Raw genomic sequence first — 14,494 nt, forward strand, 5'->3', positions numbered from 1 at the left:
ATCTACATGATCAAAGACAGGTTTTTATAACATAAAATTCTCATTAATTATATTAGTATTTGGGTAATTTCCAAAACCAGTGGTACGACAATTACAAATAAAACTGTGGAGGTGGTCACAACATTGGTGGCATATTGCACATCCCCATGTGATTCACCCACTAAGATTGGCAAAACTGCTAAGGCTGGAGTAGCTGACTGCACCACTAAAGTTTGTTTAGCCAAACTTGTCAAAGTCGGCAGCCAATTTGCACCAACAAAGATTAAAATCATCATCAAAGCCGGGACTAAGACAAAACGACCAAGTAATGCCCAGATAGTATCGCGGTCGAGGTGGATTGATTTCAAACCGGCATCTGCCAATATAATACCGATATAGATCAGTGACATTGGGGTGACGATGCCGCCGACCATACTTAACACAGCCGTAATCCAGCTGGGAATTGGTACTTCAACCAATAAGCAAATTAAGGCAATTAGAAAACCAACTAATGGCGCTGGCAACAACTTTTTCCAGTTGAATTTTTGCTGCTTGTTCTTTTGCGCGGTCGGATCATCACTGGAAATGAAGAAGACACCAATTGCCCATGTAGAAACCGTATTTAACACATAATAAATTAAAAAGTACGGCATACTTTTTTGCCCAAACAGGGCAATATTTAGCGGTAACCCAATAAAAATAGTATTGGCATTCGTAATGGCGTTAATGAAAGTACCGCGGCGGCCTTTGCGGATCCGCAAAACCTTACATAATATCCATGCAAACAAATAGCTGAGAGCAAAACAGATAATGGCATAGATCAATCCGCCTGTTAAGCCAAACAATTTTTGCCGGTTCAAGTATTTTAAGACCGAAACAAAAATTGAAGCTGGTAAAGCAATATTCATAATTAAATAGGAAATATTACCTTTAAACTGATCGCCCAGCTTGCCACTGGTGCGCAGCCAATACCCTAAAGCAATTACAAGTAACAGCTCAACGACGCTAGTTAATGAAGTAATAAAGGCTTGCATTTATTCTCACTCCTGCTCATCTGAATATTCGGGTGCCCAGCGAAGGGCAGCCACTGCCTTATCACCGTCTTGATAATCATTCTGGTTAAGATGATCAGCAATCGCCTTATTAGCCACAGCTTTTGCTACAGTTTGGGAAAAGACATTTAGTTTCTCCACAGGTGGTAACACGGCTGCACCTGGTTTACTGGAATCAACAATACCGCCAAGTGAATGAGCTGCTACACTAATCATTTCATCACTTAAAATCTTAGCATTAACTGCTAAAGCACCAAGACCAAGTCCTGGATAAACCAAAGCATTGTTGGCTTGACCAATTTCGTACTTGGTTCCTTCATATTCAACTGGATCGGCAGGAATACCGGTTGCTACCAAGGCTTTGCCCTTAGTCCAATGAATTAAATCTTCTGCTTTTGCTTCTGCTAATTGAGTTGGGTTTGACAATGGGAAAATGATTGGTCGCTCGGTATGAGTTGCCATTTCCGTCACAATATCTTGAGTAAAAGCACCTGAACGGGTTGAAGTTCCCACTAATATATCAGGATGAACTGCTTGCACAACGCTCTTTAAGTCCTTAAGTTGATCAGCATTACTGAACTCTGAGCGTTTTCTAACAAATGGCTTCTGCGCTGGTGTTAAGTCGGGGGTGTCTTCAAAGAGCAGACCTTGTTTATCTACTAAGTAGAAATGCTTACGTGCTTCTTCAGGTTGCAAACCTGCTTGCAACATCTCAGAATATACCTGCTCAACTATTCCCGTACCAGCAGTACCAGCACCGAAGCAGACATACTTTTGATCAGTTAGTTTTTGTCCACTAATCTTTAATGCTCCCAAGATACCCGCCAAAACAATGACTCCAGTGCCTTGAATATCATCATTAAATGTTAAGATATGATCACGGTAATGTTTTAAAATATTATCAGCATTATCCCTGCCAAAATCTTCAAAATGTAAATATAGTCCCGGAAACAGCTTTTCTACAGTTTGCACAAAGCGATCAACAAATTGATAATAAGGATCTCCATTCACCCGACGCTGGTGGTTGCCTAAGTAGAGCGAATCATTAAGTAATTTGTCATTGTTAGTGCCAACATCAAGAACTACCGGCAGTACGCACGCAGGGTCAACACCAGCTGCTGCGGTGTAAACCATTAGCTTACCTACAGAAATGTCGACGCCTTGAGTACCCCAGTCACCAATTCCTAAAATTTCTTCGCCGTCAGTGACTACAATCAACTTAATGTCACGTCCATCTGCCGCGTTTTTTAAACTTTCTTCAATTTTATCTGGTTCATTAATTGACAGAAATGCGGCGTTTTGGGGGTTAACAAACAAATGACTGTAATTTTCAATAGTTTCAGCTATTGTCGGATCATACACAATTGGCATAAATTCAGTAACATGTTCACTAAAAATTTTAAAAAACAGTACACGATTAGTATTAAAAATTGTCATCAGAAAAATACGTTTTTCAAGGTTTGAAGACTTTTCCTGATATTGCAAGTAAACTTCACGAGCCTGTTCTTCCAATGTTTGTATCTTTGGTGGCAGCATCCCCACCAAATGATACTTTTCCCGCTGTTCTTTTGTATAAGCAGTACCTCTGTTCAAAAACGGATCATTCAACCTGTCTTGTCCTGTTTTAGTCATTTTTTCCACTCTCCGTCTAGTTAATTATTATTAGCACGTACTATATGATTAGACTATAACCAGCAAGTTAAAAGTGCAAAGAATTTAGCTTATAGTAATATTGTATAGTATATATAAAATATTAAAATATACTTTTGTTGAATAATTATGAAAATAAAAAACCAGTTTAACTTAATAAACTGGTTTTTCTGTAAAATTTAATTACAGAGTATTTTATGCCTTGTAGCGTGATTCGCCATTTAAGTAGGTTTCACTTAAAGTCATATCTGGATTTAACACCAAAAAGTCAGCATCCTTATCAGGTGCAATTGTACCGCACTTATCCAAAACGTGTGCGCTTTTAGCCGGGACATAAGAAGCCATCATGATTGCTTCTTCCGGTGTAGCAATATTCCAGTCAACCAGATTTTTAACAGCGGTCTTTAACTGCAATATGCTGCCGGCCAAATTGTTACCATCTTTAAGGCGTGCCATACCGTCTTTAACATAAACCGGTAATTCACCTAACATATAATCACCGTCTGGCATCATGCCGGCTTCCATACAATCAGTGATTAGGCAAATATGTTCTGCACCCTTGACTTGAATTAAAGCTTGTACCATTTCTTTTTTGACATGGTGGCCATCACAAATTAATTCAGCCGTAACATTGTGTAAAGCCAGAGCTGCATTAGAAATTGATGAATCATGGTGAGATGGATCCGGCATCCCGTTAAAAGTATGGGTAAACATGGTCGCACCTGCTTCAACTCCAGCTTTGGCTTCTGCAAAATTAGCACTTGAATGACCTAAAGAAACAACTACACTTTCATTAACAGCAGCTCGAATAAATTCTTTAGCACCTTTTCTCTCGGGCGCAAGTGAAATTTTGTTTAACAAGCCCTTTGATTGCTCACGCCACTCATTAAATTGATTAATATCTGGGTCGAGTAAATATTTCGGATTTTCTGCTCCAGCGTGTTCCGCAGTAAAGTAAGGTCCCTCAAAATGAAGACCTTGAATTTTGGCACCAGTTTCCTCACCCTTGTGGTTACCAAACATCTGACAAATGTGGGATAAAGTATCAGCACCGGCAGTATAAGTAGTTGGTAGCCAGCTGGTAACACCAGAACGTAGAAAGCCTTCTGACAAGCGGTTAATACCCGTCCAATCGCTTTTCATTACATCTTCTTTTAGCGAGCCGTGAACATGAGTATCAACAAGCCCTGGAGCTATCCATTTGCCGCTATAATCGACAATTTTACCTGCTGGTTTCTCGTCTTCTGTATAATAAAAACCGAACTTACCATTATCTTGAACTTCCAGATAACCCCCTTCTTCTGTCACATTTTTAAGAAAGAATTTATCAGCATGAATATAATAAGTCATAGTTTTTTGCCTTCCTTTTAAAAGAAAAATTGGATATTGCCAGTTTAATTCTAGCTTAATCTACCAATCATTTCCAGTTCAATCTTAATTAGTACAGAAAGTTTTAATTTTTTAGTTATAATAGTGGTATAGGTAACTAATTAGGAAGCAAATATCATGATCCAAAATACGCAAACAAACAAACATCAATTAGGGGCACTTACAGGTGCCAGCAAATGTGAAAACTATTATGAATTACACTTTGCAACTGGCGAAATTGCGCACTTTTACATCTTGGCTAACGGCATTTTTCGTCTCTTGCTTGACCCGACACAAGAATTCAATGAAAATCGGACTGAACTTATTCAGTTAGCGCAATTTGACCATTCGGCGTTTGAACGTTCGCAGGTTAGAGCTACCAATGATTCATTAATCATTCATTCAGATAAATATCAGATTATTTGGGCACAAAACCCGGCAGTAATTAGCATTTTTGATGAAACGCTCCACCATAACAGAATGCACCAATCACTGCCTTTAGAATTAAGTAATGATGGCACCACAGAATTTCTGGCAGAAAATAAAAATGAATTTTTCTATGGTGGCGGTTTGCAGAACGGCTATTTTAGTCACAAAGGTCACAGAATAGTAATCAAACATGATCAGATAACCGGAAAAGGCGGCGTCATTATGCCCGTGCCATTTTTCTGGTCAAACGCCGGCTACGGAGAGTTGAGAAACACAAACCAACCAGGAATTTATGATTTCGGCAAAAGTACTCCGGGAACAACTATCCTCACTCATCAGGACAAGATTTTTGACTGCTTTTATTTACTTGGTAGTAACCCACAGGAGATCTTGCAGCATTACTACACTTTAACTGGTAAACCTATAATGTTACCAGAATATGCCTTTGGCTTAGGTCACATTGGTGATTTCTGTACAACTCTGTGGCAACCAAGCAAGGCGCAGGAACGCAATGCCTGTAAAATTGGCAACAATTATTATATTCGGACAAAAGATCAAGATGCCGCTTCGGGTAAAGCCTCACTAAATGGGGAAGAAAATTATCAGTTTTCTGCGCGCGCAATGATTGACCAATATCATGCGCAGCATTTTCCTTTAAGCTGGTTCATTCCCAACTATGCTGTACAAACTAACAATGTCCATGCCTTAGAGTTCTTTAATGACTATGCGCTCAATCAGGACGTTCAACCCGGCTTTTGGCATCAAAGTGAAACCGAACTGCCGGCCAAAACTGCTTTCACTTTTACTGATGCTCAATCTGCTAACCATGATGCTAAACAACTGCAAGGTGAGTCTCACTTAACACAACCTATGGTGCTGGCTGGAAGCGGCTCAACAGGAATGCAAAAATCAGCGGCGCTTATCTTTGGTGATATAGGTGGCAATTGGGATAATATTACTACCCAAATTGCCGGGATGCTTGGAGCAAATCTATCTGGCCAACCCTTAGTCGGCGCAGCAATTGATGGTCTTCAGGGCGGCGGCAATGCCCAAATCAATGTCCGCGATTTTGAATGGAAAAGTTTTACTCCGCTGCTATTTTACTTTGATGATCAAGGCGATTTTTGCAAAAATCCGTTTGCCTATAACAAGAAAATTACGGAAATCAATTTAGCTTATCTTAAATTACGTCAACATTTGACCAACTACTTGTGTACACTAAATAAACAAGCCCGAGATGGCGAGCCCATTATGCGTCCTTTATTTAGCGATTTCCCCGATGAAAAAGCCAATTATACTTCCCAATTTGGTAACGAATTCATGCTGGGACACAATATACTGGTAGCGCCAATTACCAATGGGCGTGAAGATGAGCAAGGAAATTCACGCAAGGATAACTTATATTTACCGGGCAAAAAGTCGATGTGGATTGATCTTTTTACCGGGAAGAAATACGCTGGTGGCAAAGTTTACAATAATTTATTATTTCCACTTTGGCATTTACCAGTATTTGTTAAAAGCGGCAGTATTTTTGACTGGGGCAAACGCAATTTTCTCCTTTATCCCCAAGAACAAAGTGAAACTGTTATTTATAATAATACCGCTTCAGCTAATTCTGAAAATGGTGCTTCTTTTACTAGAATCTCCAGCCAAGTTAAAAACGAGCAGCTACGTGTAACTATTGAACCAGTTGCAGAAGAAGTGCCTGATGCATTTAAAGAGCAGCCCACTGAACTGACTATTATGTGTGATTCTTACCCTGACCGCGTAACCATTAAAATTAATGATCAAATTGTCCCCGTGCAGGAATACGGATCAATTGATGCTTTTAACCATGCTCACGAAGGTATTTTTTATAATGTCAATTACGGCTTAGATGAATTTAGACAGTATCAAAAGAATAAGCAGTCTGCTTTACAAATTAAACTGGCCAAACGTGATATTACAACTACTAAAATAGAAATTAGTGTTCATAATATGCAGTATGGCAAAAATGTTTTAGTTCATGAAATTACCAGTGGCGTATTGCCGTCGCCTAAATTGCCAGCTGTAGATTCAAGTAAAATTTCCGCACATTCTTTCGAACTTGCTTGGCCGCACAACAGTGCCGTTCAAATTGAAATTAATAACCTGCTCTATGTGGGTATTACCGGCAAAAATTTTGCTTTTCATGAATTAACGCCTAATACCCGTTACATCATTAGAATGCGGTACGTGATTGGAAACAAGGTTTCTGAATGGTCTGATCTTTTTGGAGTTATTACTAAGCACGCTGCTAAAGATTATGCCATAGAAAATATTAAAGTTGACTGTAACTATGCCAGCAAAGAAAACCATCCTCTTTCCTACTTAACCGATCTTAAGCTGGCAAGCGAATGGCAAACTGAACAAAGCCCCTCACATGAACAGCCATTGGAACTAACTTTTACTTTTGAAAAAGTAGAAAAATTAAGCAGGATGGTTTATGTGCCACGTAATATTGACCATAAAGGAGCACCATTGGCTCTGGCAATTGCTGTTTCAAGTGATGGCGTAAACTTTACCACTTACGCAGATAATTTACACTGGAAACCTGATACTAAAAACAAAGTAGTGGGAATGCGGGATGTACGCGCCCAAAAAGTTCGTCTCACTATTTACCAGTCCTCCCAAGAGATGCTTGCGGCTCGAGAAGTTATCTTTTTTAGAGCAAAAAGGTAGAACTGATTAAAAAATAATACCTCAAAATTGATTTCCTACATTAAAATTAAAATTTCCTTTTAAGCAGTGTATTTATTGCACTAACATAAATTAGGGTGCTGATAGTAACGGAAAAATAAACTGGATAACTTGAGTTCTCCGTTTCATTTTTTGAAATTTATTTCAAACAAAAAAACTGGCACCAATATAGTACCAGCACTAATGCTAACTAGTTTAGATATTAAACTAAGAACAAGCTGTTTCCCTTAAGTCTACTGGGTAACTATACGAACCTGTCCTTTTTAATGACCCGGTAAACAGAAATAACCAAAACTAAAAGCGCGCAAAGCATCGCAACGTAAGCCATTGGTCCCACGCTGATAGCAGCTTGGGCTTGGCTGCTGGCCATGCGATTTTCTACCGCATATTCTACAATCCACTTACTTAGTAAACGCGGGGTTAACACAAAACTTACAGTCGCTATGATTGAAGCTACTAAAGCCGTGTTACGTGAATATGGTTCACGGAAAAATTGTGCTAAAACACAAAATGCTGGGGCAATCATCAAAAGCAATACCCACATAATAATTAGTCGTCCTGCGCCACTGCTCATCATTTGGGCACTATTAGTGGCATAACGGTATTTACCCCACAATTGTCCGCCGGTTAAGGTATTCAATAAACTCAGAAAATACGATCCCTGTTGTCCATATACACCGCCACGATTAGACAATATTCCCTGAATTATTTGCAAGCCATCAGTCGAGCCAGCTGTAGTGAAATTAACGGTAACTACTTTTTTCATATAAGTAGCTAAAAACATCACAATTGAGCCACCAAATTGCAATGCCCGCAACATGCTTAGTTTTCTGGACGACTTCATCTTAAATTCTAAACTTAGTACACGGTCAGGGTGGTGGCTGCGACCAATTACAAAGATACCGATTGCAACAACGATCGCAAGTACAACCAGCAGCCACCAGAGTTTAGCCATGATCAAAAATATGGCGAGTACCACAATTGCCACCGCAACGTATGGTCGGTCTGCAAATATATCCCAGAAGTTTAGCTTCAAATGACGGTAATCAGCACGAGTCTGAAGGTTGTTATGCTCTTTGAGCGTTACCTTAGAAGTCACTTTTGCATTAGACCGAGATTTTTGGCTGTGTTTTTGGCGATATTCCTGCCTTGTTATGTGTGAATCTCTTTCCATACCGGCATCTCTTCCTTTCAGAAATAATATCCTATCATGTTTAAGATGAAAATATCATCTATTTAGCAAATTCTTAGCAAATTTATTGTGCTAAAATATAAAAGATATCGTATTTTTTAGGAAAATATTAAAAAGAAAGCGAGGACGTTTTGACAGTTTCCGACAAATTTCCAGCTGGCTGGCACAAGGCATTTGTTACTTTGTGGCTAGGCTGCTTTATCACAGGCATGGGCTATTCCATGACGATGCCCTTCATTTCATTATTTATCGCTGACCTGGGAAACTATAGCAAATTACAGATTAGTATGTATTCCGGCCTTGCGTTTGCTATGACTTTTATTGCCCAAGCAATAGTTTCACCTTATTGGGGCAATCTAGCCGACAGAAAAGGACGTAAATTAATGTGTATGCGTGCCTCCGGTGTGATGGCCTTAACCATCACTGCTACCGGTTTTGCACCTAATGCTCTTTATATTATCGTCATGCGCTTTATTCAAGGTGCCTTTTCTGGATACATTAATAATGCCACTGCTTTAATTGCGGGAGAAACCCCTCATAGAAAAAGTGGCTGGGTCATGAGCCAAATGATGACTGCCGGTACGGCAGGAAACTTGGTAGGTCCACTTTTAGGTGGGGTATTGTCAAACTTCTTTGGCAATTGGCTCGGCGGAGTCTGGGGTTACCGCATTCCGTTCTTTATCACCGGCTTTTTAATGGTACTCGTTTTCTTAGGGTCAACTTTTTTAGTTCACGAAAACTTCACTCCAATTTCTCGAGCAGAAATGAAGCCGATGAAGGAAATTATGCGTTCTCTACCCAACGTTAAATTGATTGTGGTGATGTTCTTTACCACACTCTTAGTTCAAGCTGCCAACATGTCAATTGATCCAATTGTTTCTTTATACGTTAAATCAATGATGCCTAATAGCAAAAACATCGCATTTGTGGCGGGCGTCGTAGCTGCTACACCGGGACTGGGAACATTGCTAGCTGCTTCCAAAATTGGTCATAAAATGGATGAAATTGGTCCTCTGAAGATATTACGCCTAGGTTTGATTGTAGGAGCTGTTCTCTTTATTCCTATGGCTTTGACACACTCACCTTGGGTGCTGGCAGGATTGCGTTTTCTGCTCGGAATTGCCAGTGCTGCCATGTTACCGGCAGCACAGACCGTTTTGACTCTGAACACTCCAGCCGAAAGCTTTGGTCGTATCTTTAGCTACAATCAGTCTTTCCAAGCAGTTGGCTCTGTGTTTGGGTCAATCATGGGCTCCACTATCTCGGGACTGTTCAACTATGCTACAGTTTTCTGGACTACAGGCTTTACCCTACTGATTAACTTTATTCTCATTATCTTTTTCAGTTTAAGAAAAAGTCCTAATAAATAAGAACTAACTTACAACTAATAAAGTATCCTAATTTTGGTGGTCACATCATATTTCGTTCAGGATGCTTTTTTGTTTTGCTTGATCTCCATAGATAAACATTGTATAATTTTATTACATTTCAGGATATACATTGTTTATTTTTTATGGGGGGAAATTATGATTCGTGCTACTATATCTAAATGGGGTAATTCTAAAGGTATCCGATTAAACCAAGCAGTCTTGCAAGCATTAAACGCTACTATAGGAGATCAGTTAAACTTTAAAATTGAGGACAACAAAGTAATAATGTCAAAGCAAGATGATTCAACTGATTTAACTTTTGAAGAACTTTTTAAAGATTATTCAGGTGAAGAATTTGATACCGAAATTAAGTTACCAGATGAGAGAAAAGGAAATGAAAGATGGTAATTAAGCAAGGATCTATTCTATTAATGGATTTAAGTCCTAAACAGGGGCATGAACAATCTGGCAAACGACCTTATTTATATTTAAGCTATAAAGGGGTTGAAAAATACGCTCATATTGCTGTGTTTGCTCCTATATCTACTACTAAAAGACGCTACCCATTATATCAAGAATTACCTGCTGTATCTCAAACAAAAGGCGTAGTCATGCTAGACCAGCTAGTTACAATCGATTATCATAATCAATCATTTCAATATTTAGAGCAACTACCTGATGACTATATGGAAAAGATACTCAAAATTGTAAAAGTAGTTTTTCAGAAAGATTAGCCAAGCAGTTGGTGGAAAAATCCCATGAGATTCACACTCGGCCACTAACCTGCTTTAGTAAGATGACTTTATTATTTTTGGAGAACATGATTAACTATCATTTTGATCCCCAACAGCTTTATCTGGATAATAGCGCAAGGCAAATAGAAGAGTTTGCCTTAATCGGCATGACTGAATATAGTAAGCAGTTGCAAAAAATTGTGCAAGAAAACACCTGAAAAAATTAAACTTATAAAAGCAAAACTGGTATTCAATCTTTATTTGAAACCAGTTTTTTTATTGTTAGTTAATAATGTTTTCCTTAATTACCTGTTCCAGTGCAGTGCTAATCCAGCCAATATTATGCGGCTTACCGTCTTTAAGATAAGTCAAGCCGTAAGAACAATTACTCTTATATTTTAAAGGACGGTAGGAGACAAAATTAATATTTTTGTTAATGCAAAAATTCGGGATTATCCCAATACCCTGTCTTGCTTTAATAAAATCATACATTAAAAAGTATTCATCCACCCATTTGATCTGATCGGGACCGAGCTTAGTTAAAAAAGTTTGATTTAAGCGGAATATATCAGGCAAAGAGCGGTCAGTATATGGCAGAAGAATTTTTTGCTGATAAAGTTGGCTAAAAGTAATAGCTTCGTACCTTTCTAGAGGATGACCGGAAGGTAATGCTACCCAATATTTGACTGGAAAGTAGGGTCTGAAAATGACATCGTCTGAGTCTTTAATGACGTCACTAGTTAAAAGTGCCATATCTATCTTACGCTCTTGCAATTGGGATAAATAATCTACTAGAAAATTAATAATAAAAGTAAAATCATAGTTTTTATATTGCAAGTTAAATTTTTGCAAGAACAAAGGAATGATGTAGTGCTCCAAGGGATTAGCTGACATCCCTATCCTTATGTGAGTGAGATCAGAAGCAACCGACTTATGCTGCATGTAATCTACTGCACTATCTCTTTTTTTCAAAATATCTAAAGCAATTTGATAAAAATATTTGCCGGCAGCAGTCACCATTAATTTATGCGGTGAACGATCTAATAATTTCACATTAACTTCTTTTTCCAGTTCCTTAATGCTTTTAGAAACAGCAGATTGAGAAAAGTCTAACTTACGGGCTGCCACGGTAAAACTTAAATTATCAACAACATAGATAAAGCAACGCAATTGTGAGAAATTCATAATTTATTATTCCTTTTGGTACTACCTTATTCCATTATGCGTTAAGAAAGCGCCTTTAGCAATGATACTATGTGATTAAATTCATTAAGGAGGTAATTTTAATAAATGAAACAGAAAATTTATCCGTGGTTAATCGTCTTATTTTCTGGACTGATGTGCGCTGTTATAGCTAATACCTATACTGTCATGATGAGTCTGTTTTTGGATCCTTTAGTACACGCATTACATGCACCATTATCGGCAGTCTCGTACTTTATGACCATTACTATCATTTCCATGTCATTTGGGTTTGTTTTAGTAGGGCACTTTATTAAAAAAGTTCAATTCAATTGGGCATTGGCTCTGGCTGTAATTATGACGGCAGCAGCGGTAGCAATTTTATCACAAGCCCGCAATCTGGTTGTTTTATATTTAACCGCCGTAGTCATTGGGCTAGGCTGTGCCTTCACGGGATACATTGTCCAAGGCATTTTAGTCAATAATTGGTTTATCGCTAAGAAAAATTTTGCTTTTTCATTATGCGCTGTTGTTGTTTCCATTTACCTAATGTTTTCCAGTTCTTTTACTTCAATTTTAATCACTAAATTAGGTTGGCGCTCAGCACTTTTAACACTGAGCGGTATTAGCCTGGTTATCGGTTTACTTGGCGCCTGCATCATGAAATTAAGACCTGAAGACATAGGACTTAAAGCATACGGAGCTGATCAAGTTCAAAACAATTCCACTGCTGCGCCTGAGCAAGCAGCGCCACAAATTAAAACTAAGACTGTCGTTTTTTCAGCGGCTTTTGTTTTAGTTCTACTATTCTATGCTTTGGTCGAATTTGGAGGCAATATTCAAAGTTTAATTCCGGTTTTCACAACTCGTAGTGGTTTTGGACCTACTGCTGGGGGTTTTATTATTACCCTAGTTAGTGCAACCCAAATCTTCATTACCCCACTTTTTGGAATTACTACAGATAAATGGGGCAGTAGAGCTGTAGCCGTGTGGTTAATGTGCCCAATAGCAGCAATGATGCTATTCATACTCGCGGCTAAAACTAAGTCCTTCGTTCTTCTATATTCCGCTGCCCTTCTCTCTACTGCTTGTGCTACGGTCATGGGAACTGGTGAACAGGTTTTTGGAGCCGAAATGTTTGGGCCGGCTTTTGATATTGGTTACTCCAATGTTAGTGCCATCACAGGTGTGATAGGCGCATTTGCCACTCCAGTATTTAGTTACATTTATGAAGGCAGCAATTCATTCATAGTAGTTTTCATTGTAGTAGCAATAATTTATTTCATTGCTTTAATCATCCCTATAATTGGGCCAAAATTCCGCTTAAGATTCGAAAATAAAGGAGAATAATATTATGACTAAAAAATATGACGTGATTATTATCGGTGGCGGTCTTGCAGGTTTCGCTGCAGCCACAGAAGCTGCAGACAGAAATTTAACTGCCCTAGTACTAGAAAAAGGCAGAACTACTGGCGGAACTGGTAATTATGTTGAAGGTGTTTTTGCGGCAGAATCTAAATTGCAAAAAGAGGCAGGAATTGATATTAAGCGTGAGCAAATTCTCCAGTTGGAAATGGATTATTCACACTACAAAGCTGATCATGAAATGTGGCGCCATTATATTGACCACTCTGCAGAAAATGTTGACTGGCTCCAAAAGCACGGCGTTCAGTTTGACAAAGTTACGGAAATGGGCACTGATTTGCCAACTTGGCACTTATTCACAGGTCATGGGAACAAAGCAATCCATGAAGCTTTACAGCCGTATGTTGAAAAAAATAATATTGCGATTAAAACTTCTACTCAGGCAGTTGACTTAAAGCATGATGCTGACGGCAGTTGGACTGTGATTGCCCAAGACTTAGCTGCCGACAAGAAAATTACTTTACAAACTAAAAACGTAATTTTAGCTACTGGTGGATATTTAAACAATCCAGAAATAATGGAAAATGCCAACAAGTTTAATCCTGAACGGATCGTTCCCGTTAATTCCGGCAAGTCAACCGGTGACGGTCTCAAAATGGCATGGAAACAGGGGGCGAAACACTTCTTTACCGGCATGACAATGAACTTTGGCGGTCAGATTCACGACTCGCAAACTCCGAGTTACGAATTTGCAACATGGGATCTGGGTAGCGCTGTTTGTGACGAGCCTATTCTCTGGGTAAATGAAAGTGGCAATCGTTTTACCAATGAATATGATTGCGTAAGTAACTGGGCTAACGAGGGTAACGCTATGATTCGGCAAGACCGCGTTTTTGCCATTCTAGACCAAAAGACTATTGATGATTTTACTGATAAAGGTTTCCCGCTAGATTTACACCCATTTTATGAACTGCCAAATTATCCGCACTTACGTGAAAATGTAAAAGAGGCTATCGCTAAGAACTATGACTTTATGAATTCTGCTTCAACGCTAGCAGAACTGGCAGAGAAGATCGCTGCTCCTAATCTGGAAGAAACGGTTAATCATTATAATGATCTTGCTGAAAAAGGCGTTGACACTGATTTTGGCAAGGATAAAAAGTTTCTCCTACCAGTTGTACAAGGACCATTTTACGCAATAGAATTGGGCGTTGGTGCTTTTACTACCGGAGATGGTCTAAAAGTCAACTTGCATAATGAAGTCTTAGACAACAAGAGTCAGCCTATTGAGCATTTATATGCAATCGGCAGTGATGGCTCAGGCGTAATTTATGGCGATACCTATGGAGTTAAAGTTCCTGGTAGTCATGCCGGCTACTGTGTTTACTCAGCCAGAAATGCTGTTAAAAATTTGACAGCTGATTTATAAAATAATCACTAATTAAGATAATTAGA

12 protein-coding genes are annotated in these 14,494 nt (G+C 38.9%); 7 read left to right on the forward strand and 5 right to left on the reverse strand.

Annotation, left to right across the window (positions count from 1 at the left end; all coding sequences use genetic code 11):
* Positions 1-47 precede the first annotated feature (47 nt).
* From JF73_RS07815 to nagA, 3 genes are all read right to left on the reverse strand, one after another.
* Entirely contained in the window at positions 48-1,013 is a 966-nt protein-coding gene (locus JF73_RS07815) for an AEC family transporter (RefSeq protein ID WP_046327711.1), read from the reverse strand.
* Positions 1,014-1,019: 6 nt separating this feature from the next.
* Positions 1,020-2,663, reverse strand: a complete 1,644-nt coding sequence (locus tag JF73_RS07820) for a malolactic enzyme (protein WP_046327712.1) — start codon at positions 2,661-2,663, stop codon at positions 1,020-1,022.
* 213 nt (positions 2,664-2,876) lie between these two features.
* The gene (gene nagA, locus JF73_RS07825) at positions 2,877-4,031 is read right to left on the reverse strand and encodes an N-acetylglucosamine-6-phosphate deacetylase (RefSeq protein ID WP_046327713.1); all 1,155 of its coding nucleotides are present in this window, start codon (positions 4,029-4,031) and stop codon (positions 2,877-2,879) included.
* A 156-nt stretch (positions 4,032-4,187) separates the two neighbouring features.
* Here nagA and JF73_RS07830 point away from each other — a divergent pair, with 156 nt between their 5' ends.
* Positions 4,188-7,178 carry a glycoside hydrolase family 31 family protein gene (locus JF73_RS07830; RefSeq protein ID WP_046327715.1) on the forward strand — a complete coding sequence of 997 codons (2,991 nt, stop codon included), beginning with the start codon at positions 4,188-4,190 and terminating at the stop codon, positions 7,176-7,178.
* A 262-nt stretch (positions 7,179-7,440) separates the two neighbouring features.
* On the opposite strand, the gene JF73_RS07835 is transcribed toward JF73_RS07830, so the two are convergent.
* A complete protein-coding gene (locus JF73_RS07835; protein ID WP_046327716.1) occupies positions 7,441-8,370 on the reverse strand; it encodes a hypothetical protein in 930 nt (309 codons plus the stop codon).
* A 149-nt stretch (positions 8,371-8,519) separates the two neighbouring features.
* On the opposite strand from JF73_RS07835, the gene JF73_RS07840 reads away from it, so the two are divergent.
* The 4 genes from JF73_RS07840 (at position 8,520) to JF73_RS09865 (ending at position 10,710) form a co-directional block, all read left to right on the forward strand.
* Positions 8,520-9,758 carry an MFS transporter gene (locus JF73_RS07840; RefSeq protein ID WP_046327718.1) on the forward strand — a complete coding sequence of 413 codons (1,239 nt, stop codon included), beginning with the start codon at positions 8,520-8,522 and terminating at the stop codon, positions 9,756-9,758.
* 156 nt (positions 9,759-9,914) lie between these two features.
* Positions 9,915-10,166 carry an AbrB/MazE/SpoVT family DNA-binding domain-containing protein gene (locus JF73_RS07845; protein WP_052727785.1) on the forward strand — a complete coding sequence of 84 codons (252 nt, stop codon included), beginning with the start codon at positions 9,915-9,917 and terminating at the stop codon, positions 10,164-10,166.
* Positions 10,160-10,492 (forward strand): type II toxin-antitoxin system PemK/MazF family toxin, encoded by a 333-nt coding sequence (locus JF73_RS07850; protein WP_046327719.1) that lies wholly within the window; start codon positions 10,160-10,162, stop codon positions 10,490-10,492. The genes JF73_RS07845 and JF73_RS07850 overlap by 7 nt, the downstream gene beginning before the upstream one ends.
* Before the next feature lie 86 nt (positions 10,493-10,578).
* Positions 10,579-10,710 (forward strand): hypothetical protein, encoded by a 132-nt coding sequence (locus JF73_RS09865; protein ID WP_257011517.1) that lies wholly within the window; start codon positions 10,579-10,581, stop codon positions 10,708-10,710.
* 64 nt (positions 10,711-10,774) lie between these two features.
* Here the strand turns inward: JF73_RS09865 and JF73_RS07855 are convergent, their stop codons facing one another.
* On the reverse strand, positions 10,775-11,677 hold the full coding sequence (locus JF73_RS07855; RefSeq protein WP_046327720.1) for a LysR family transcriptional regulator: 903 nt from the start codon (positions 11,675-11,677) through the stop codon (positions 10,775-10,777).
* Positions 11,678-11,782: 105 nt separating this feature from the next.
* On the opposite strand from JF73_RS07855, the gene JF73_RS07860 reads away from it, so the two are divergent.
* Both JF73_RS07860 and vprA read left to right on the forward strand, forming a co-directional pair.
* The gene (locus JF73_RS07860) at positions 11,783-13,024 is read left to right on the forward strand and encodes an MFS transporter (RefSeq protein WP_046327721.1); all 1,242 of its coding nucleotides are present in this window, start codon (positions 11,783-11,785) and stop codon (positions 13,022-13,024) included.
* Between the two features lie 4 nt (positions 13,025-13,028).
* Complete coding sequence (gene vprA / locus JF73_RS07865; protein ID WP_046327722.1) at positions 13,029-14,468, forward strand: vinyl phenol reductase; 1,440 nt, start codon at positions 13,029-13,031, stop codon at positions 14,466-14,468.
* Positions 14,469-14,494 lie beyond the last annotated feature (26 nt).

The sequence above is a fragment of the Lactobacillus helsingborgensis genome (assembly GCF_000970855.1).
GTDB lineage: Bacteria > Bacillota > Bacilli > Lactobacillales > Lactobacillaceae > Lactobacillus > Lactobacillus helsingborgensis.